The organism is Streptomyces rhizosphaerihabitans, assembly GCF_025399795.1.
GTDB lineage: Bacteria > Actinomycetota > Actinomycetes > Streptomycetales > Streptomycetaceae > Streptomyces > Streptomyces rhizosphaerihabitans.
The window spans coordinates 34,819-52,664 of sequence record NZ_JAODTZ010000017.1 but is presented as its reverse complement, the minus strand read 5'-3'; the positions used below and the strand labels follow the sequence as shown (position 1 = coordinate 52,664).

Below are 17,846 nucleotides of genomic sequence, written 5' to 3'. Positions count from 1 at the left end.
GGTTTCGGGAGACCCTCATTGTTGTCAACACCTGCGGCAAGCCACGCCCTCAATGCACATCGATACTGCCCTCTTCGTCAGCGATCCATGCCTCGGATACGGATCGTTGTGACGACGCGTCCTGAGAATTGCGCGCTGCGTGCGGTTCGTCAAGGCCCCCCATGCCCAAAGCAAGTGCCGCGATCGTCACGTGCGGCCCGTCTTGCAACCCGTCCCTCTGCCTGTCACAGGGCGGCCGGAGGCACAACGAAGATCACCATACTCGTCGCGGCCTGCAGCGCAAGGCTGCCGCTTCGGGGACCCCCTGGAACGCCGAAGAGCGACCACCCAGTTGGGTGATCGCTCTTCGGTGCGTCAGCGTTACAGCGCTTCTTGAGCGGCTGTCACAGCTTCACAGGAGTCCTCGGGGGACTCGTCGAGTTACTTGACCTCGACGGAGGCGCCAGCGGCCTTGAGGGACTCGGCAGCCTTCTCGGCGGCCTCCTTGGCGACCTTCTCGAGGACCGGCTTCGGAGCGCCGTCGACGAGGTCCTTGGCCTCCTTCAGGCCCAGCGAGGTGAGCTCACGCACGACCTTGATGACCTGGATCTTCTTCTCGCCGGCACCCGTGAGGATGACGTCGAACTCGTCCTGCTCCTCGACGGCCTCAACGGCGGCGGGGCCGACCGGGGCAGCGGCGACCGCAGCGGCGGCGGTGACGTCGAACTTCTCCTCGAAGGCCTTCACGAACTCGGAGAGCTCGATGAGGGTGAGGTTCTCGAACTGCGCGAGCAGCTCTTCCTGGGACAGCTTCGCCATGATGGCGTCCTTCCACTAATTCGGCAGGTGCCGGGATGTACTGGTGAGGCGGGCGTACGTTCGGCCCGCTACGACCGTCGCCTCAGGCGGCGGTCAATGCGCGAGCCGAATTACTCGGCACCGCCCTGCTCGGCCTGCTTGACACGAAGCGCCTCCGCGGTGCGGACGAACTTCGAGGGGAGCGCCTGGAAGAGACGAGCAGTCTGCGTCTGCTTGCCCTTGAAGGCACCCGCCAGCTTGGCGAGCAGAACCTCGCGGGACTCGAGGTCCGCAAGCTTCTTGATCTCGTCGGCGGACAGCGCCTTGCCGTCAAGGACACCGCCCTTGATGACGAGGTTCGGGTTGTCCTTGGCGAAGTCACGAAGACCCTTCGCAGACGTCACCGGGTCACCGGTGATGAAGGCGACCGCCGTCGGACCGTTGAACAGGTCGTCGAGCGAAGAGATCCCGGCCTCGTTGGCCGCAATCTTGGTCAGCGTGTTCTTCACCACGGCGTACTGGGCGTCTTCACCGAGCGAACGGCGCAGCGTCTTGAGCTGCGCCACGGTGAGACCCCGGTACTCGGTCAGCACGGCGGCGTTCGAGCTGCGGAACTGGTCCGCGAGCTCGGCTACCGCGGCAGCCTTGTCGGGCCTTGCCATAGAGCGTCGGCCTCCTTCCGGGTGATGAGGACCGCTCAGAAGGGACTGACAAAACGAAACGCCCCGGCGCAAGCGCACGGGGCGTAGCTCAACCGGATTCCTCCGCACGCTGGGCGTGCGAACTCCGGGAACACATCCACGAACACCTACGCGGGTCGTCCGCAGTCTCAGCGGATCCTTCGGTCACAACGCCCTCTTGCGAGCGCGAGGCAACGACCAGCGGTCTTTGGCTTCTCGAGGAGAGTACGTGAAGGGGACGTCGCCAAGCAAATCCGCCCGGAGGGGTCACCCCTGCCGGACCGAGGGGTCACCTCTCCCGGGCGAAGCGGTCACCCCTGCCGGGCACCCTTCATCGTCTCGGCGATGCCGTCGGTGTCCTTGGCGGGCGAGGCCTGCACGGTCACCGGCTTGTCGTGGTCGAGGAAGGTCATGGTCACATCGAACGGACCCTTGTCGGCCGCGGCCCGCACCCTGTACTGCTCGGTGCGGCTGTCCGGACCGGTCCACACGTCCGTCGTGAGCTCGTCGACGCCCGCCCTCTCGTACGGCTTCAGGCTCTTCTCGCGCTCCCCTCGGACCTCAGGAGTCGTCGGGCTCAGGAGCGAGAACTCGTGCCGGACCCGGTCGACGTGTCGCCGCTGCCGGGCGTCATGCCCTGCTTCTTCAGGAGGTCCTTGAAGTCCTCGGTGTCACCGGCCGGGGGCGCCGCGACGGAGACCTTCACTCCGTAGTCGCTGTAGTACGTCGTGGAGGACATCGTGCCGCCCGTCATCGCGGCCTTGGAGACCGCCTTGACGGTCAGGTCCTTGCCGTCGACCCAGATGTCGACGGTCTCCGTCGTGATGCCGGCCTGGGTGAACTGCTTCTTCATGTCGGCGAGTTGACCCGCGGTGAGACGGGAGCTCTTGGCCGCGAAGTCCGCGACGTTCACCGTGCCCGCGTAGTGCGTGGTCTTCTCGCCGCGGACCGTCTCCTCGCCGACCTTCTTGACATCGCCGGACGCCAGCAGGAGCTTCACCGACTGGTTCGGCGAGTTGTTCTGCGCCTGGTCCTTCAGGAGCGCGCCGGAGCCGCCCCCGAACTTCGCCAGGTCGTCGTACCCGTACCTGATCCAGTGCTTGCCGCCCGCCTGCTGGGCGAACGCGTCGCCCATCTTCGCGTAGTAGGCGTCGGACAGATAGCGGGCCTCCATGGAGGCGCTGCCCATCTTGCGCATCGTCTCGGCCATCGTGCCGCCGGTGTACGTGATCGTCATGTCACCGGTCAGACCGTTGCCCCAGCCCATGACGCCGCTCGACTTCATGGACATCAGCGTGCCCATGCTCGTCGTGGACTCGATCCGGGCGGAGTCCGCGCCGCCGGTGGACTTCTCGGCGGACCGCAGGGCCGCGATGGGACTGACGTGTGTGGCGCTCTTGCCGCCGGCCTTGTCGTCCTTGCCCGAACTTCCGGAAGAACCCGAGGAGTTGCAGGCCGTCACCCCCGCCAGCGCGGCCGTCAGTGCGATCGAGAGGGTCACGCGGCGCACCATGGTGCTCTTCATTCGTCCCACCCCTATGCGAATTCTGTGACCTGCACGCTAGCGCAGCCCACTGACACCCGTATCCGAATTCTTTCCGGGGCGATCGCCCCGGAAAGGTCTCCGGAGATGAGGACGGGCCCCGCACCTCGAAAGGTTGCGGGGCCCGTTCAGATACGCGTGCGCGACGCGGTCACCGGGGTGAGCGGAAGGCTCAGACGGCGGCCGGGTCCTCCTCGACGAGGAGGTTGCGGGTGCGGTTGGGGTCGACAAGGATGCCGGGGCCGATCGTCGAGCTGATCGCGGCCTTCTTGATGTAGCGACCCTTGGCGGCCGACGGCTTCAGACGAAGGATCTCGTCGAGCGCGGCGCCGTAGTTCTCCACCAGCTTGGTGTCGTCGAAGGACACCTTGCCGATGATGAAGTGCAGGTTCGAGTGCTTGTCGACGCGGAACTCGATCTTGCCACCCTTGATCTCGGTGACAGCCTTGGCGACGTCGGGGGTCACGGTGCCGGTCTTGGGGTTCGGCATGAGACCACGGGGACCGAGCACGCGGCCGAGGCGGCCGACCTTGCCCATGAGGTCCGGGGTGGCGACGACGGCGTCGAAGTCCAGACGGCCCTTCGCGACCTCGTCGATCAGTTCGTCGGAGCCGACGATGTCGGCGCCCGCGGCCTCCGCGGCCGCAGCACGGTCACCGGTCGCGAAGACCAGGACCCGGGCGGTCTTGCCGGTGCCGTGCGGCAGGTTCACGGTGCCACGGACCATCTGGTCGGCCTTGCGCGGGTCGACACCCAGGCGGAAGGCGACCTCGACGGTGCCGTCGAACTTGCTCGTGGAGGTCTCCTTGGCGAGACGGACGGCCTCGAGCGGGGCGTAGAGCTTCTCCCGGTCGACCTTGGCGTCCGCAGCGCGGAGAGACTTGCTGCGCTTGCTCACTACTGCTCCTGATGTGTTCTGAGGAGTCGTGGTACGGGCCGAGCAGGCCCTGCCACGTGCGGCCGAGGCCGCATGGTTCCTACGAAGGTGGGTGTCAGCCCTCGACCGTGATGCCCATGGAACGGGCGGTGCCGGCGATGATCTTCGCGGCGGCGTCCAGGTCGTTGGCGTTGAGGTCGGGCATCTTGGTCGTGGCGATCTCGCGGACCTGCGCCTGGGTGATCTTGGCGACCTTGGTCTTGTGCGGCTCGCCGGAGCCCTTCTCGACACCCGCGGCCTTGAGGATCATCTTCGCGGCCGGCGGAGTCTTGGTCACGAAGGTGAAGGAACGGTCTTCGTAGACCGTGATCTCCACCGGGATGACCCAGCCACGCTGCGACTCGGTCGCGGCGTTGTAGGCCTTGCAGAACTCCATGATGTTGACGCCGTGCTGACCGAGCGCGGGGCCGACCGGCGGGGCCGGGTTCGCCGCACCGGCGTTGATCTGGAGCTTGATAAGCCCCGTGACCTTCTTCTTCTTGGGAGGCATTCCGGGTCCTCTTTCGTTTTCGCCTTCCTACGTCCGAGTCGCCCCGGACGGCTGCCTTCAACCGAGGTGATGATCCGGATGGAGGCATACCGCACAACGATAACGGGTATCTGCGCGCGGCTAAAAACCGAGCAGGTCAGACGGGCTGTGACAGCCCGTCTGACCTGTTCGGAAGACGTACGTCCAGAAGGTGCTAGTTCTTCTGGATCTGGTCGAAGGAGAGCTCGACCGGGGTCTCGCGGCCGAAGATCTCGACGAGGCCCTTGACCTTCTTCGAGTCGGCGTTGATCTCGTTGATGGTGGCCTGCAGCGTGGCGAACGGGCCGTCCGTGACGGTGACCGAGTCGCCGACCTCGAAGTCCAGCACCTGGACCTCGAGCTTGCGCTGCGGGGCGGGCTTGCCCTCGGCCTCTGCGGCCTCGCGGGCGGCCTTCTCCTCGGCCTCCGGGGCGAGCATCTTGACGATCTCGTCCAGGGTCAGCGGGTACGGGTCGTAGGCGTTGCCCACGAAGCCGGTGACGCCGGGAGTGTTGCGGACGACACCCCAGGACTCGTTCGTCAGGTCCATGCGGACCAGGACGTAGCCCGGAAGCTTGTTCTGCTTGATCGTCTTGCGCTCGCCGTTCTTGATCTGCGCGACCTCTTCCTGCGGCACCTCGGCCTGGAAGATGAAGTCCTCGACGTTCAGCGAGACGGCACGCTGTTCGAGGTTGGTCTTCACGCGGTTCTCGTAACCGGCGTACGTGTGGATGACGTACCACTCGCCGGGGAGCAGGCGCAGTTCCTCGCGCAGGGCGGTCACGGGGTCGACGGGCTCGGCCTCTACTTCGGCCTCGGCCTCGGCGTCGTCGGTCTCGTCGGCGTCGTCGGCGAGCGCCTCGGCGGGCGCGTCCTCGACGTCCGCACCGGACTCGTCCTCGACGTGCAGGGCCGCGTCCTCGGCGGGCTCGCCGGCGGCGGCATCGGCAGCCTCGAACTCGTCCACGACGTCCGCTCCCTCGACGATCTCGAGCTCGTCGTCAACGGACTCGACCGACTCGGTGGCGTCGTTCAGGTTCGGGTCAGACACGGTGGCTGCTTCTTCCTGGATACATGGGGGTGGAACACGCGAAAGGGGCGCCGGTGACGGCGCCCTTCGCTCTCGGCTCAGCCGAAGACGTACTTGGCGGCGTGGTTGAGCCCATAGTCAATCACGGTCACCAGGCCGATCATGATGACGACAAACACAATCACCACTGTGGTGTACGTCGTCAGCTGATGGCGAGTCGGCCAGACAACCTTGCGGAGTTCCGCGACGATCTGGCGGTAGAAAGTGGCAAGGCGCTTCAGCGGGCCCTTCTTGGCACGCTTACCACCCTTGCGGGCCTTCTTTTTGGACTCCGGTGCCTCGGCATCAGGCATGTCGATGGAGCCCACGGCGTCCGTCACTCGTCCTCACCTGATTCCCGGGTCGTGACCGTGCCGCGCCCGGTTGAGCCGCACGGCGGTGCATTGCAGTACGTACATGCGCACACATCCTGGCGAAAGGTGTGTGTAGCAGGGCCGGAGGGACTTGAACCCCCAACCGCTGGTTTTGGAGACCAGTGCTCTACCAATTGAGCTACGACCCTTTGATTTCCTTCAACGTACCGCATCCGACCGGGTGCTCGGTGTGCACCGGTTGGGCGCGGCCGGTGAAGGCCAACGAGGTGAGAGTGTACGTGGTCCGGAGCCGGTCGTCGAACAGAAAGTGTCTGTACGGGCTTCCTCTGCTGAAGATCGACTGGTCGGGCGCGTGGATCCGGACGGATGTTCTGCCGATGTTCAGTCTGTGAAACCGGTGTGCCGGGGGCGTTTCCGGTCTGAAACGATGGGTCCCATGAGCCCTGCAACCCCTCCCACCGAGCGCCGGGTCTCCGCCCGAGTCGGCGCGATCTCCGAGTCCGCCACCCTCGCCGTGGACGCCAAGGCCAAGGCACTCAAGGCCGCCGGACGTCCGGTGATCGGTTTCGGCGCCGGTGAGCCCGACTTCCCGACCCCGGACTACATCGTCCAGGCCGCCATCGAGGCCTGCTCGAACCCCAAGTACCACCGTTACACGCCGGCCGGCGGGCTCCCCGAGCTGAAGGCCGCGATCGCCGCGAAGACGCTGCGCGACTCCGGCTACGAGGTGGAGGCCGCCCAGGTCCTGGTCACCAACGGCGGCAAGCAGGCCATCTACGAGGCCTTCGCCGCGATCCTCGACCCGGGCGACGAGGTCATCGTCCCGGCGCCGTACTGGACGACCTACCCGGAGTCCATCCGTCTCGCCGGCGGTGTCCCGGTGGACGTGGTCGCGGACGAGACCACCGGCTACCGCGTCTCGGTCGAGCAGCTGGAGGCCGCCCGCACCGAGAACACCAAGGTGCTGCTCTTCGTCTCCCCGTCCAACCCGACGGGCGCGGTCTACACCCGCGAGCAGATCGAGGAGATCGGTCGCTGGGCCGCCGAGAAGGGCCTGTGGGTCCTGACCGACGAGATCTACGAGCACCTGGTCTACGGGGACGCGGAATTCCACTCGCTGCCCGTGGTGGTGCCCGAGCTGCGCGACAAGTGCATCGTCGTCAACGGCGTCGCCAAGACGTACGCGATGACCGGCTGGCGCGTGGGCTGGGTCATCGGCCCGAAGGACGTCGTCAAGGCCGCGACCAACCTCCAGTCGCACGCCACCTCGAACGTCTCGAACGTGGCCCAGGTCGCCGCGCTCGCCGCCGTTTCCGGCGACCTCACGGCCGTCGCGAAGATGCGCGAGGCCTTCGACCGCCGCCGCAAGACCATCGTGCGCATGCTGAACGAGATCGACGGCGTGCTCTGCCCCGAGCCCGAGGGCGCCTTCTACGCGTATCCCTCGGTCAAGGGACTCCTCGGCAAGGAGATCCGCGGCAAGCGCCCCGCGGACACGGTCGAGCTGGCCGCGCTCATCCTTGAGGAGTCCGAGGTCGCGGTCGTCCCGGGCGAGGCCTTCGGCACGCCGGGCTACCTGCGCCTGTCGTACGCGCTCGGTGACGAGGACCTGGTCGAGGGTGTCAGCCGGATCCAGCAGCTGCTGTCCGAGGCGAAGGACTGACGTCCTTCGTCCTCTCGTGCCCTTCGGGGCGCAGGTGACGTCAACGCGCTCCACGCGCGTGTGGGGCCGGCCACTCTCAGGAGTGGCCGGCCCCCGTTCGTTCGTTCGAGCGAGCCTCCGATCAGCGAAAGCGCTACCGGCACGACACACACGTACGGCAGGATCTTTGAATGGAGCGCGTACGTGATGTAACTGAACTGCCGAAGGCCCATCTGCACCTGCACTTCACCGGTTCGATGCGGCACACCACCCTGCTGGAACTGGCCGACAAGTACGGCGTCCGGCTGCCGGACGCGCTGACCAGCGGGGAACCGCCGAAGCTGCGGGCGACCGACGAGCGCGGCTGGTTCCGCTTCCAGCGCCTGTACGACGCCGCGAGGTCGTGCCTCAGAGAGCCCGAGGACATCCAGCGCCTGGTGCGCGAGGCGGCCGAGGAGGACCTGAAGGACGGCTCCGGGTGGCTGGAGATCCAGGTCGACCCGACGTCGTACGCCCCGCGCCTCGGCGGTCTGATCCCGGCCCTGGAGGTCATCCTGGACGCGGTCGACTCGGCCGTGCGGGAGACCGGACTCGGGATGCGCGTCCTGGTGGCCGCCAACCGGATGAAGCACCCCCTGGACGCCCGCACGCTGGCCCGGCTCGCCGTGCGGTACGCGGACCGGGGGATCGTCGGTTTCGGGCTCTCCAACGACGAGCGGCGGGGCATGGCGCGGGACTTCGACCGGGCCTTCGCCATCGCCCGCGAGGGCGGACTGCTGTCCGCGCCGCACGGCGGCGAGCTGACCGGGCCCGCCTCGGTCCGCGACTGCCTGGACGACCTGCACGCCTCCCGGATCGGCCACGGGGTGCGGGCCGCCGAGGACCCGCGGCTGCTGAAGCGCCTGGCGGACCGCGGGGTGACCTGCGAGGTGTGTCCCGCCTCGAACGTCGCCCTGGGCGTCTACGAGAAGCACGCCGATGTCCCCCTGCGCACTTTGTTCGAAGCCGGGGTGCCGATGGCCCTCGGCGCAGACGACCCGCTGCTCTTCGGATCCCGTCTCGCCGCCCAGTACGAGATCGCCCGCCGCCATCACGCCTTCACGGACCCGGAACTGGCCGAGCTGGCCCGCCAGTCCATCCGCGCCTCGGCGGCGCCGGAGGACGTCCGGGCGAAGCTGTTGGCCGGTGTCGACGACTGGCTGACCGCCTAGACCTGTCCTGGCCGCCCTCGGGCCCCCGCCGGCTCCGCCGTGTCCCTGGGCGCGATCCCGGCGAGCAGCGTGCGGGCGAGCGCCGGGGCGAAGGTGTCCAGCGGCGGGGGCGTGCCCTCCTGGGTGGCGTCATAGGCGAACGCCCGCTGCGCGCAGGCGCCGAGCAGGAGGGACGCGGCCGCGAAGGTGTCGGTGTCCTGCTGGATGCGCCCGGCCCGCTGCTCCGCCAGCAGATACGCGGCGACGCCCCGGATGGGCATGTGCGGGCCCGCGTCCATGGCCCGCATGGCGTCGTCGTGGCGGCGCTTGAGCTGTGTCTCCGCGTACAAGGAGGCGGCGATCGGGAAACTCTGCTCATAGAAGAGGGCCGCCTGGCGGGCGATCTCGGTGAGGTTCTCCTCCAGGGGATGCTCCCCCGGCTCGGCCGTCAGCCTCTCCAGGAGGGGGCCCAGCCGCGGCAGCCGCTCCTGAAGGACACGGATGAACAGCTCTTCCTTGCTCGCGAAGTACTTGTAGAGCGCGGCCTCGGAGCAGCCGGCCGCCCTGGCGATCTCCTTTGTGGTGGCGCGGGACAGGCCGAGGGTGAGCATGAGCTCGTGCGCCGCGTCGAGGATGCGGATCCTGGCCGGCTTCGACGGCGTGGGCTCCGTGGCGGATTTCTGCTGCATGGGGCCCAAGGATTCCATGACGCGTCCTCACGGGGTTGACGGGTGGGTGAGTACTTACCCACTCTAGAAGAAGCAGGGGTGAGTGAACACTCACCCACCGCCTTTCCACCTCATGCGGAGCAGGTCATGAAACTCACCGTTTTCGGTGCCACCGGAGGCATCGGCCAGGAGATCGTCCGCCAGGCCCTGGGCAAGGGCCACCAGGTCACGGCCGTCGTACGGGATCCCGCGCGGCTCACCGTCACGGGCGCGGGTCTGGAGGTGTTCCGCGCGGATCTCACCGACCCGGGGTCGCTGCGCCCCGCCGTCGCGGGCAGGGACGCCGTCCTGTCCGGTCTCGGCGCACGCAGCCGCAAGGACGCCGGGGTAGCGGCACGGCTCACCCGTTCCGTGCTGGGCGCCATGGAGGCGGAGCGGGTACGGCGACTGCTCGTCGTCAGCGCAGGTCCGGTCGGACCCGGCGCCGCGAACGACACACGCGTCGACCGCGCCATGCGGCGTCTGATCTCCGGCATCCTGAAGGACGTCTACGCCGACCTGAGGGAGATGGAGGCCGAACTGGCGGCCAGTGCCACGGACTGGACCGTCGTCCGTCCGCCCCGGCTCCAGAACAAGCCGCTGACCGGCTCGTATCGCACGGTTGTGGGGGGCTTCCCGCCCAAGGGCCGCTTCATCGCGCGCGCCGACGTGGCCCACGCGATGCTGGCGATGATCGACGACCCGGGGACCGTGAAGCAGGGCGTGGGCGTCGCCTACTAGGGCGAGCCCACAGGCCCGCACGTGCTGCTCGCCGGGCGCGGGCCCCGCGGAGCCTTTCGGGGACCTCGGAGACTCCCGGAGCCTTCGTACCCTTCAGGCCTGCCATAAGGCCTGTCAGAGGCTGACGTTCACCGTCACCGGCTCGTTGACCAGGATGATCCCGAAGGCGTCGTGGACACCGGCGACAACTTCCCGGGCCAGCACGAGCAGGTCCTCGGTGGTGGCGCCGCCCCGGTTGGTCAGGGCCAGCGTGTGCTTGGTGGAGATGCGGGCGGGCCCGGTTCCGTAGCCCTTGGTGAAGCCCGACTTGTCGATCAGCCAGGCCGCGGAGGTCTTGGTGTGGCCCTCACCGGCCGCGTACGCCGGCGGTACGGCGTCGGCGCCGAGCCGCTCCTTCACGCGCGCGTGGAACGCGGCGAACGCCTCGTCCGAGAGGATCGGGTTGGTGAAGAAAGACCCGGCGGACCAGGTGTCGTGGTCCTCGGGGTCGAGCACCATGCCCTTCCCTGCACGCAGCTTCAGGACGGTCTCGCGGGCGGCGCCGAGGGGCACACGGTCACCGGCCTCCACGCCGAGCGCACGGGCCGTCTCGGCGTACTTGACCGGCGCCGACAACCCCTGCGCGTCCTCCAGCTCGAAGCGCACGCGCAGCACCACATGGCGCTCGGGGTCGGCCTTGAAGCGGCTGTGGCGGTACGAGAAGGCGCACTCGGCGTTGGTCAGCGTGACCGTCTCGCGCGTCTGGCGGTCGTAGGCGATCACTTCGATGATCGTCGACGACACTTCCTGGCCGTACGCGCCCACGTTCTGGATCGGGGTCGCGCCCGCGGAGCCGGGGATACCGGCGAGGCACTCGATCCCGGCGAGCCCGGCCTCGACGGTGCGGGCGACCGCGTCGGTCCACACCTCGCCCGCGGCCAGCTCCAGCCTCGTACCGTCGATCGAGAAGCCCTTCGTGGCGATGCGCAGGGCTGTCCCGGCGAAGCCCTTGTCGCCGATGACCAGGTTCGATCCGCCGCCGATGAGCAGCAGCGGCGTACCGGCGTCGTCGGCCTCGCGCACGGCGGCGATCACCTCGGCGTCCGTCGTGGCGGTGATCAGCCGGGCGGCCGGGCCACCGAGCCGGAAGGTGGTCAGCGGGGCGAGCGGGGCATCGTGGAGTTCCTGCACGGGCCCAAGAGTACGAGAAGGGGCGGGGGCGCCCGGCCACCGGTGCGCTGCGGACACGCGAACGGCCCCGCCGGTGGGCGGGGCCGTTCGCGTCCTGAGGACCTGACCGAGGTGACTTCCCGGGGTTCGTTCGGGCGATCGGGCGATCTGGCTTTCCCTTGGTCGCGGCCGAGGCGACGCGGATCGGGTCTGCTCTGGTCGGGTCCGGTCCGGTCTGCTCTGGTCGGGTCGGTGCTTCGTTCCGACCGCTGCCTCGCTGGGCGCGTCAGCGGGAGGCGGTTTCGAGGGAGTCGGCTTCGAGAGAGGCGGTGCCGAGGGAGGCAGTGTCGAGGGAGGCGGGCGCAGGCCGGCCTGCTTCGGGGGAGTTGCCTTCGGGGGAGTCGGCTTCGAGGGCGCGCTCCGGGATCTCGGCCGTCGCGGTGCGTGCCGCGCGCCGGGCGGTCGGGATGAGCAGGGCCGCGATGCCGGCGAGGGCGACGACCGAGGCGCCGACCACGAGCGCGGGCCGCAGCCCGTCGATGAAGCTCTGGGCGGTCGCGTAGCCGCCCTGCGCCGAGAAGATCGAGGACATCACCGCGACACCGAGCGCGCCGCCCACCTCGCGCAGCGCGTTGTTGGCGCCGGAGGCGATGCCCTGCTCGTGCGGCCGGACGCTGGACATGACCAGGTTGGAGGCCGGGGCGAAGTAGAGGGACATCCCGATGCCGCTGATGATCAGCGCGGGCAGCTGGGAGGCGTACGAGGCGTCGGCGGCGACCACGGAGGCGTAGTACGCGAGCCCGGCGGCCTGCAGGAAGAGCCCGGTGGCGACGACGGGACGCCCGCCGACGCGGTCGGACAAGTAGCCGGCGATGGGCGCGACGAGCATCGGCATACCGGTCCAGGGCAGCATCCGCAGCCCCGCCTCGGTCGGCGAGTAGCCGAGCACGCCCTGCATGTACTGGCTGAGCAGGAAGATCGAGCCGAACATCCCGAGGAACATCAGCAGGCTGGCCGCGTTGATCCCGGCGAAGGCGCGGGAGCGGAAGAGCCGCATCGGGAGCATCGGGTGCTTGGCCCGGGTTCCGTGGACGACGAAGCCGGTGAGGAGCGCGACGCCAGCGAACAGGCCGATCATGACGAACGGGCTGGTCCAGCCGTCGGCGGGCCCGCGGACCAGGCCGTAGACGATCCCGAAGAGGCCGCCGCTGGCGAGCAGGGTCCCCGGGAAGTCGAGCCGGGCACCGGCGCCGAACGACTCGGACAGACGCAGCCGGGCGAGCGGGAGCACGGCGAGGCCCAGCGGAACGTTCAGCCAGAAGATCCAGTGCCAGGAGACGTGTTCGGTGAGGCTGCCGCCGATGAGGGGCCCGGAGGCGACCGCGAGTCCGTTGACGGCACCCCATATCCCGTATGCCATCCCGCGCTTGGCGGCCGGAACCGCGGCCGTCAGCAGGGTCAGGGTCAGGGGCATCATGATCGCCGCGCCGACGCCCTGGACCGCGCGGGCGGCGATCAGCGAGTCGATGCCGGGCGCCATGGCCGCGGCGGCGGAGGCGCCGGTGAAGACGCTCAGGCCGACCAGGAAGAGCCTGCGGCGGCCGAACCGGTCGCCGAGCGCCGCGCCGAACATCAGCAGGACGGCGAAGGTGAGCGTGTAGGCGCTCACGGTCCATTCCAGATCGCCCAGCGCTCCCCCGAGGTCCTTGCGGATGGAGGGCAGTGCGGTGGTGACGACGAGATTGTCGAGGGCCGCCATGAATCCGGCGACGCTGGTGATGAGGAGGGCCCACCCGGCTCCACCGCGACGCGCGGTCGATGCCGTGGCCGCGGCCGACGGCGATCCCGTAGCCGGTCCCGTGGCTGACCCCGAAGCCGGTCCCGTGGCCGCATCCACGGTCGATGCGGCGGCCGACTCCGTGGTCGCATCCGTCGGCGGCGCTGTGACCGATCCCGTGGCCGGTGCCGTGGCCGACGCTGTGGCCGGTGCCGCCGATCCGTTCTGTGCTGACTTTGCCGTCCGCTGAGACATCGCTCCCCCAGGATGATGTGATCGACATTTATGGTTAGTTATTGATGACTAACTTTCGCGCCCATGGGAAGGCGCCGAACTCCGCCTTCGCCATTGCGCTACTTCTCCAGCCGGCCCGTGACCCGCGCCGACGGATAGAGCCCTTCCCAGACCCGGTGCTCGGGCGGGAACCCCATCGCCACCAGGCAGTTGACGAGCATTCCGTACGCCATGAAGGTCGTGGTCTCGCCCACGTCGGCCCCGAGCGGCACGTGAACCGCGTCCCAGAGCCGCATCCAGCCGGCCCGGACCGCCTCGCCCAGCTCGTGATCGCCGGCTTCCTCGGCGGCCGCCACCGCGACATACGTCTGCATCTGCATGAGCAGCCGCTCCGGGTGCTCCGCGATCACCTTGACATAGGCCCCCGCCATGGCATGCAGGGCCTCTTCGCCCTCCAGCCCCTCACTGGCCTCCTCGAAGCTGTGCCGGGCGAGCTCCATGCAGTACTCGGCGGCCGCCAGGAAGATCGCCCTCTTGCCCGGGAAGAGCCGGAAGAGATACGGCTGCGAGACACCCACACGCTTGGCGATCGCCTCGGTGGACGTGCCGTAGTAGCCGCCGTGGGCGAACTCGATCATCGCCGCGCGAATGACACTCTCGCGCCTCTCCTCTGCGCTCATCCTGACCATGCGACTAAGTTAGTACTCAATCACTAACTAAGTCAAGGGGTGCGGAGGTCTTGGGGGCCGCCCGCCCCGGCCTGCACCGTCCCCGCCCCGCCTCGCCCTGGCCCGCCCCCGGCCCGACCTGCCCACCTCGCCCTGTCCCGCCGACAAGGAACGAGTAAGGGGCGTCCGCAATGGCGGACGCCCCTTACTCGGCCTTCGGAGCAAGCCGGTCGTACGACCGCTAGCCACTCGGCCTTCGGATCAAGCCAGCCGTACGACCGCTCGCGACATCCCCAGCACCTTTTGCCCGGCGCAGGTCGCCGTGAGGTCGACGCGGACGGTGTTGTCATCGAGCTTGACCGCGACCTTGCCGCTGACCTCGATGATCGCGCCCTTGTCGTCGTTCGGGACGACGACGGGCTTGGTGAAGCGGACGCCGTACTCGACGACGGAGCCCGGGTCGCCCGCCCAGTCGGTGACCACGCGGATCGCCTCGGCCATGGTGAACATGCCGTGCGCGATGACGTCGGGAAGGCCTACCTCGACCGCGAACTTCTCGTTCCAGTGGATCGGATTGAAGTCCCCGGAGGCCCCCGCGTACTGCACGAGCGTGGCACGCGTCACGGAAAACGTCTGGGCCGGCAGCTCGGTGCCGACCTCGACGTCCGCGTAAGAGATCTTCGCCGTCATGTCAGCCCACCTCTGCCGCGCGGGACACGAGCTTCGTGACGGCCGTCACGACATGCTCGCCCGCCTCGTCGTGGACCTCTCCACGGACGTCCAGGATGTCGTTGCCCGCGAGGGACTTGATCGACTCGATGGTCGAGGTGACCGTGAGCCGGTCACCCGCGCGCACCGGGCGGGTGTACGCGAACTTCTGGTCGCCGTGCACCACCCGGCTGTAGTCGAGGCCCAGTTGCGGGTCCTGGACGACCTGGCCCGCGGCCTTGAACGTGATGGCGAACACGAAGGTCGGCGGAGCGATCACATCCGGATGCCCGAGCGCACGCGCGGCCTCGGGGTCCGTGTACGCAGGGTTGCTGTCCCCCACGGCCTCCGCGAACTCGCGGATCTTCTCCCGGCCGACCTCATAGGGGTCGGTGGGCGGGTAGGACCGCCCTACGAAGGACTGGTCGAGCGCCATGGGCTCGGCACCTCCTGGTTGTCTTCGCTGCGCTGGTGTCACAGCTGGACCGACCGTCTAGCCGGACGGCCTATCTTCGCTCTAAATCGCTGGTCCACCTATGACGCCGGGTACACGCCGGACATCGGTTCCACAACGACGCGAGGCCGCCCCCCGTGAAGGGGACGGCCTCGTGTACGAGCCTGAAACTACTATCGCGTTTCGCGGTGCGCGGTGTGCGCATTGCAACGCGGGCAGTGCTTCTTCATCTCCAGTCGGTCCGGGTCGTTACGCCGGTTCTTCTTGGTGATGTAGTTCCGCTCCTTGCACTCCACGCAGGCCAGCGTGATCTTGGGGCGGACGTCGGTGGCAGCCACAGGAGTGCTCCTTGACGAACGGATGGGACATTAACGCATAGAAGAGTAGCCGATCGAAGGACCGACCCCACAATCGGCTACTGTCAGTAGCGGTGACCGGACTTGAACCGGTGACACAGCGATTATGAGCCGCTTGCTCTACCGACTGAGCTACACCGCTGAGATGCGATCAGTCCCCGCCTTGCGACGGGAACCTCTCACACCAGAGCCCCAATACGGAATCGAACCGTAGACCTTCTCCTTACCATGGAGACGCTCTACCGACTGAGCTATTGGGGCGAGCGATGAAGACATTACACGGTCGGCCGCCGATCGCCCAAATCCGTTTCGCGGCACCCGCCCCGGCCTGACCCCAGACGTTTCCCCGGGCGTTCCCAGAACCCCTCACAGGCCTCTCAGGCCCCTTGGATAACACGGGGTGACGGGCCTCCGGCCACCCATGGGGGCATGCCTGCCGGGCACGGGGCGGCCCGGCAGGGGGGAAGAGCCAGGGCGCGGGGAACCGGGCACAGGGGTGGCCGCAGACGGGCAGACAGGGCACGGAGGTGGCCGCAGACCGGCGGACGGGCGGCTGACCCTGCCCTCGGTCACGAGATGGCTGGTCCCGGGCTCGCCGACGGACCACACCGGTACGACTATTGCGCTCCTCCCCGACGTTGACGAGTCGCCGCCCTAGGCTCGACTCACGCTGCGTGATCTTGTGTCCCCACGCTCCGCAGTCGTCCCTCCCGCAGCCGCCCCCGAGCCCCAGGAGCGCGATGCCCGACAGTCAGCAGCAGCCGCCCCATTCCTCGTCGGGACACACCGACACGGCCGCGCTCCTGCTGTGCGGGGCGCGGCTCACCGACGGCCGGGCCGTGGACGTACGGCTGGGTGGCGGTCGTATCGAGGCGGTCGGTACCGCGGGGAGCCTGGCGGCGGGTGCCTCGGGGTCTCTCGCCGCGAAGGTGGACCTCGACGGCTACCTCCTCCTGCCGGCCCCCGCCGAGGCCCACGCGCACAGCGACACGGCTCTCACAGCCGACGACGACGGCCCTCTCACGTACGACGACCAGGAGATCCAGCGCCGGGCCACCGAGTCGGCACTGCTGCAACTGGGGCACGGCGCCACGGCGTTGCGGTCCCATGTGCGTGTCGGTGACGTACAGGGGCTGGACGCGCTGGCGGCGGTCCTCGAGGTGCGGCGGTCGTTGCGGGGGCTCGCCGAACTGGCGACGGTGGCGATGCCGCGGGTGCTGACCGGGGCGGCCGGCGCCGACGGGCTCGCACTGCTGCGGGACGCCCTGAAGATGGGCGCTTCCGTGGTGGGCGGCTGCCCGGACGCGGACCCTGATCCGACGGGTTACGTCGAGGCCGTCCTGGAACTCGCCTCCGAGCACGGCTGTCCGGTCGATCTGCACACGGACGCCGCCGATCCCGCCCGGCTCGCCCGGCTCGCCGCGATGGCGGGCGGGCTGCGGCCCGGAGTGACACTCGGCCCGTGCGGTGCGCTCGGCCGGCTGCCGTCCGAGGTGGCCGCCCGCGCCGCGGACCAACTCGCCGCTGCCGGGGTGACGGTGGTGTGTCTGCCGCAGGGTGGCTGCGGTTCGGCCGACCGGCGCGGCATCGCTCCCGTACGGCTGTTGCGGGCGGCCGGCGTACGGGTCGCGGCGGGCAGTGGCGCCCTGCGCGACGTGTCCAACCCGGTGGGACGCGGGGACCCGCTGGAAGCCGCCTATTTGCTGGCCTCCCGAAGCGGGCTGCGCCCCGAGGACGCCTACGACACGGTGAGTTGTGCCGCACGAGCCGCCCTCGGGCTGCCCGAGGTGCGCGTGGAGGCCGGATTCCCGGCCGAGTTGCTCGCCGTGCGCGGGGACCGGCTCGCGGGGGCACTGTCCCTCTCGTACAGCCGGATCGTGGTCCACCGCGGCCGCGTGGTGGCGCGGACCAGCGCGGTGCGGGAGTACTGCGACTCGGCGGCCGAGTCGGGGCTGGAACTGCCCCGCCAGGGACGGGGAGAGCCGTCGTAGCCGGGCCGGGCGGGACGGCGCCTCGCACGCGAGTGAGGCGAGGGTGGCGTTGCGGCTCCTCGTCGGCACGGCGCGGAGGCGGAGTCGGCGTTCCGGCTTCTCTCCGGCACGGCGGCCACGCGCGCGTGAAGCGAGGATGACCCACGCGCGCGTAACGAGGCGACCGGTGACACGCCGGGCCCGGTGACCAGTGACCGGTGGCACGCCGGGCCCGGTGACCGGTGGCACGCCGGGGCACGTGACCGGTGGCACGCGCGCGTGACGCGCCGCCCTGGCCGGCCCCCCAGGTTCCCCTGCGGGACCGACTGAACCGGCTTCAGTGCTTCTACGGGCCCCACGCGCCCGGAGCCTGGACAGGCCGGCTGCCCGGGGTCCGGGGG

General features: G+C 69.1%; 20 protein-coding genes and 3 tRNA genes. 5 read left to right on the top strand and 18 right to left on the bottom strand.

Annotated elements, in window-relative coordinates:
* Positions 1–420: 420 nt before the first annotated feature.
* The 9 genes from rplL to N4G66_RS18830 all read right to left on the bottom strand — a co-directional run bounded on the left by rplL (position 421) and on the right by N4G66_RS18830 (position 6,037).
* Entirely contained in the window at positions 421–798 is a 378-nt protein-coding gene (gene rplL, locus N4G66_RS18870) for a 50S ribosomal protein L7/L12 (protein WP_261705306.1), read from the bottom strand.
* A 110-nt stretch (positions 799–908) separates the two neighbouring features.
* Positions 909–1,439, bottom strand: a complete 531-nt coding sequence (rplJ, locus tag N4G66_RS18865; protein ID WP_261705305.1) for a 50S ribosomal protein L10 — start codon at positions 1,437–1,439, stop codon at positions 909–911.
* A gap of 329 nt (positions 1,440–1,768) precedes the next feature.
* Positions 1,769–1,948 (bottom strand): hypothetical protein, encoded by a 180-nt coding sequence (locus N4G66_RS18860; protein ID WP_261705304.1) that lies wholly within the window; start codon positions 1,946–1,948, stop codon positions 1,769–1,771.
* An 86-nt stretch (positions 1,949–2,034) separates the two neighbouring features.
* Positions 2,035–2,982: a hypothetical protein gene (locus tag N4G66_RS18855; protein WP_261705303.1), complete on the bottom strand. Its 948-nt coding sequence runs from the start codon at positions 2,980–2,982 to the stop codon at positions 2,035–2,037.
* 190 nt (positions 2,983–3,172) lie between these two features.
* Positions 3,173–3,898 (bottom strand): 50S ribosomal protein L1, encoded by a 726-nt coding sequence (gene rplA, locus N4G66_RS18850; protein ID WP_261705302.1) that lies wholly within the window; start codon positions 3,896–3,898, stop codon positions 3,173–3,175.
* A gap of 94 nt (positions 3,899–3,992) precedes the next feature.
* Positions 3,993–4,427 (bottom strand): 50S ribosomal protein L11, encoded by a 435-nt coding sequence (rplK, locus tag N4G66_RS18845; protein ID WP_261705301.1) that lies wholly within the window; start codon positions 4,425–4,427, stop codon positions 3,993–3,995.
* Positions 4,428–4,620: 193 nt separating this feature from the next.
* Complete coding sequence (gene nusG, locus N4G66_RS18840; protein ID WP_261705300.1) at positions 4,621–5,496, bottom strand: transcription termination/antitermination protein NusG; 876 nt, start codon at positions 5,494–5,496, stop codon at positions 4,621–4,623.
* Positions 5,497–5,573: 77 nt separating this feature from the next.
* Positions 5,574–5,855: a preprotein translocase subunit SecE gene (gene secE, locus N4G66_RS18835; protein ID WP_261705299.1), complete on the bottom strand. Its 282-nt coding sequence runs from the start codon at positions 5,853–5,855 to the stop codon at positions 5,574–5,576.
* 109 nt (positions 5,856–5,964) lie between these two features.
* Positions 5,965–6,037: transfer RNA gene (locus N4G66_RS18830), tRNA-Trp, on the bottom strand.
* A 248-nt stretch (positions 6,038–6,285) separates the two neighbouring features.
* Here N4G66_RS18830 and N4G66_RS18825 point away from each other — a divergent pair.
* Together N4G66_RS18825 and N4G66_RS18820 are read left to right on the top strand one after the other, a co-directional pair.
* Positions 6,286–7,512: a pyridoxal phosphate-dependent aminotransferase gene (locus N4G66_RS18825; RefSeq protein WP_261705298.1), complete on the top strand. Its 1,227-nt coding sequence runs from the start codon at positions 6,286–6,288 to the stop codon at positions 7,510–7,512.
* A gap of 170 nt (positions 7,513–7,682) precedes the next feature.
* The gene (locus tag N4G66_RS18820) at positions 7,683–8,702 is read left to right on the top strand and encodes an adenosine deaminase (protein ID WP_261705297.1); all 1,020 of its coding nucleotides are present in this window, start codon (positions 7,683–7,685) and stop codon (positions 8,700–8,702) included.
* On the opposite strand, the gene N4G66_RS18815 is transcribed toward N4G66_RS18820, so the two are convergent.
* Complete coding sequence (locus tag N4G66_RS18815; RefSeq protein WP_261705296.1) at positions 8,699–9,370, bottom strand: TetR/AcrR family transcriptional regulator; 672 nt, start codon at positions 9,368–9,370, stop codon at positions 8,699–8,701. The genes N4G66_RS18820 and N4G66_RS18815 overlap by 4 nt on opposite strands.
* Positions 9,371–9,496: 126 nt before the next feature.
* Here N4G66_RS18815 and N4G66_RS18810 point away from each other — a divergent pair, with 126 nt between their 5' ends.
* Positions 9,497–10,129, top strand: coding sequence for an NAD(P)-dependent oxidoreductase (locus N4G66_RS18810; RefSeq protein WP_261705295.1), 633 nt, complete (start codon positions 9,497–9,499; stop codon positions 10,127–10,129).
* Positions 10,130–10,243: 114 nt separating this feature from the next.
* Here N4G66_RS18810 and N4G66_RS18805 read toward each other — a convergent pair whose 3' ends face one another.
* Positions 10,244–11,299 (bottom strand): UDP-N-acetylmuramate dehydrogenase, encoded by a 1,056-nt coding sequence (locus N4G66_RS18805; RefSeq protein WP_261705294.1) that lies wholly within the window; start codon positions 11,297–11,299, stop codon positions 10,244–10,246.
* 265 nt (positions 11,300–11,564) lie between these two features.
* The gene (locus N4G66_RS18800; protein WP_261705293.1) at positions 11,565–13,037 is read right to left on the bottom strand and encodes a DHA2 family efflux MFS transporter permease subunit; all 1,473 of its coding nucleotides are present in this window, start codon (positions 13,035–13,037) and stop codon (positions 11,565–11,567) included.
* Between N4G66_RS18800 and N4G66_RS18795 the strand changes: the two genes are divergently transcribed.
* Positions 13,036–13,305, top strand: coding sequence for a hypothetical protein (locus N4G66_RS18795; RefSeq protein ID WP_261705292.1), 270 nt, complete (start codon positions 13,036–13,038; stop codon positions 13,303–13,305). The genes N4G66_RS18800 and N4G66_RS18795 overlap by 2 nt on opposite strands.
* Before the next feature lie 103 nt (positions 13,306–13,408).
* Here N4G66_RS18795 and N4G66_RS18790 read toward each other — a convergent pair whose 3' ends face one another.
* From N4G66_RS18790 to N4G66_RS18765, 6 genes are all read right to left on the bottom strand, one after another.
* A complete protein-coding gene (locus N4G66_RS18790) occupies positions 13,409–13,978 on the bottom strand; it encodes a TetR/AcrR family transcriptional regulator (protein ID WP_261705291.1) in 570 nt (189 codons plus the stop codon).
* Positions 13,979–14,218: 240 nt separating this feature from the next.
* Positions 14,219–14,647 carry a MaoC family dehydratase gene (locus N4G66_RS18785; RefSeq protein WP_261705290.1) on the bottom strand — a complete coding sequence of 143 codons (429 nt, stop codon included), beginning with the start codon at positions 14,645–14,647 and terminating at the stop codon, positions 14,219–14,221.
* A gap of 1 nt (position 14,648) precedes the next feature.
* The gene (locus N4G66_RS18780) at positions 14,649–15,101 is read right to left on the bottom strand and encodes a MaoC family dehydratase N-terminal domain-containing protein (protein WP_261705289.1); all 453 of its coding nucleotides are present in this window, start codon (positions 15,099–15,101) and stop codon (positions 14,649–14,651) included.
* Positions 15,102–15,292: 191 nt separating this feature from the next.
* On the bottom strand, positions 15,293–15,457 hold the full coding sequence (rpmG, locus tag N4G66_RS18775) for a 50S ribosomal protein L33 (protein ID WP_004571794.1): 165 nt from the start codon (positions 15,455–15,457) through the stop codon (positions 15,293–15,295).
* Positions 15,458–15,544: 87 nt separating this feature from the next.
* Positions 15,545–15,617 (bottom strand) — tRNA-Met (locus tag N4G66_RS18770).
* Positions 15,618–15,663: 46 nt separating this feature from the next.
* Positions 15,664–15,736 (bottom strand) — tRNA-Thr (locus tag N4G66_RS18765).
* 479 nt (positions 15,737–16,215) lie between these two features.
* Here N4G66_RS18765 and N4G66_RS18760 point away from each other — a divergent pair.
* Positions 16,216–17,466: an amidohydrolase family protein gene (locus N4G66_RS18760; protein WP_261705288.1), complete on the top strand. Its 1,251-nt coding sequence runs from the start codon at positions 16,216–16,218 to the stop codon at positions 17,464–17,466.
* Positions 17,467–17,846: the final 380 nt, after the last annotated feature.

What these genes read in the sequence shown, in the direction of transcription:
- rplK (WP_261705301.1), bottom strand. Translation starts at nt 4,427, where the DNA reads ATGCCTCCCAAGAAGAAGAAGGTCACGGGGCTTATCAAGCTCCAGATC.
- rplJ (WP_261705305.1), bottom strand. Translation starts at nt 1,439, where the DNA reads ATGGCAAGGCCCGACAAGGCTGCCGCGGTAGCCGAGCTCGCGGACCAG.
- N4G66_RS18820 (WP_261705297.1), top strand. Translation starts at nt 7,683, where the DNA reads ATGGAGCGCGTACGTGATGTAACTGAACTGCCGAAGGCCCATCTGCAC.
- N4G66_RS18825 (WP_261705298.1), top strand. Translation starts at nt 6,286, where the DNA reads ATGAGCCCTGCAACCCCTCCCACCGAGCGCCGGGTCTCCGCCCGAGTC.
- N4G66_RS18815 (WP_261705296.1), bottom strand. Translation starts at nt 9,370, where the DNA reads ATGCAGCAGAAATCCGCCACGGAGCCCACGCCGTCGAAGCCGGCCAGG.
- N4G66_RS18855 (WP_261705303.1), bottom strand. Translation starts at nt 2,982, where the DNA reads ATGAAGAGCACCATGGTGCGCCGCGTGACCCTCTCGATCGCACTGACG.
- N4G66_RS18790 (WP_261705291.1), bottom strand. Translation starts at nt 13,978, where the DNA reads ATGGTCAGGATGAGCGCAGAGGAGAGGCGCGAGAGTGTCATTCGCGCG.
- N4G66_RS18795 (WP_261705292.1), top strand. Translation starts at nt 13,036, where the DNA reads ATGAATCCGGCGACGCTGGTGATGAGGAGGGCCCACCCGGCTCCACCG.
- N4G66_RS18785 (WP_261705290.1), bottom strand. Translation starts at nt 14,647, where the DNA reads ATGACGGCGAAGATCTCTTACGCGGACGTCGAGGTCGGCACCGAGCTG.
- N4G66_RS18810 (WP_261705295.1), top strand. Translation starts at nt 9,497, where the DNA reads ATGAAACTCACCGTTTTCGGTGCCACCGGAGGCATCGGCCAGGAGATC.
- N4G66_RS18800 (WP_261705293.1), bottom strand. Translation starts at nt 13,037, where the DNA reads ATGGCGGCCCTCGACAATCTCGTCGTCACCACCGCACTGCCCTCCATC.
- N4G66_RS18780 (WP_261705289.1), bottom strand. Translation starts at nt 15,101, where the DNA reads ATGGCGCTCGACCAGTCCTTCGTAGGGCGGTCCTACCCGCCCACCGAC.
- N4G66_RS18760 (WP_261705288.1), top strand. Translation starts at nt 16,216, where the DNA reads ATGCCCGACAGTCAGCAGCAGCCGCCCCATTCCTCGTCGGGACACACC.
- rplL (WP_261705306.1), bottom strand. Translation starts at nt 798, where the DNA reads ATGGCGAAGCTGTCCCAGGAAGAGCTGCTCGCGCAGTTCGAGAACCTC.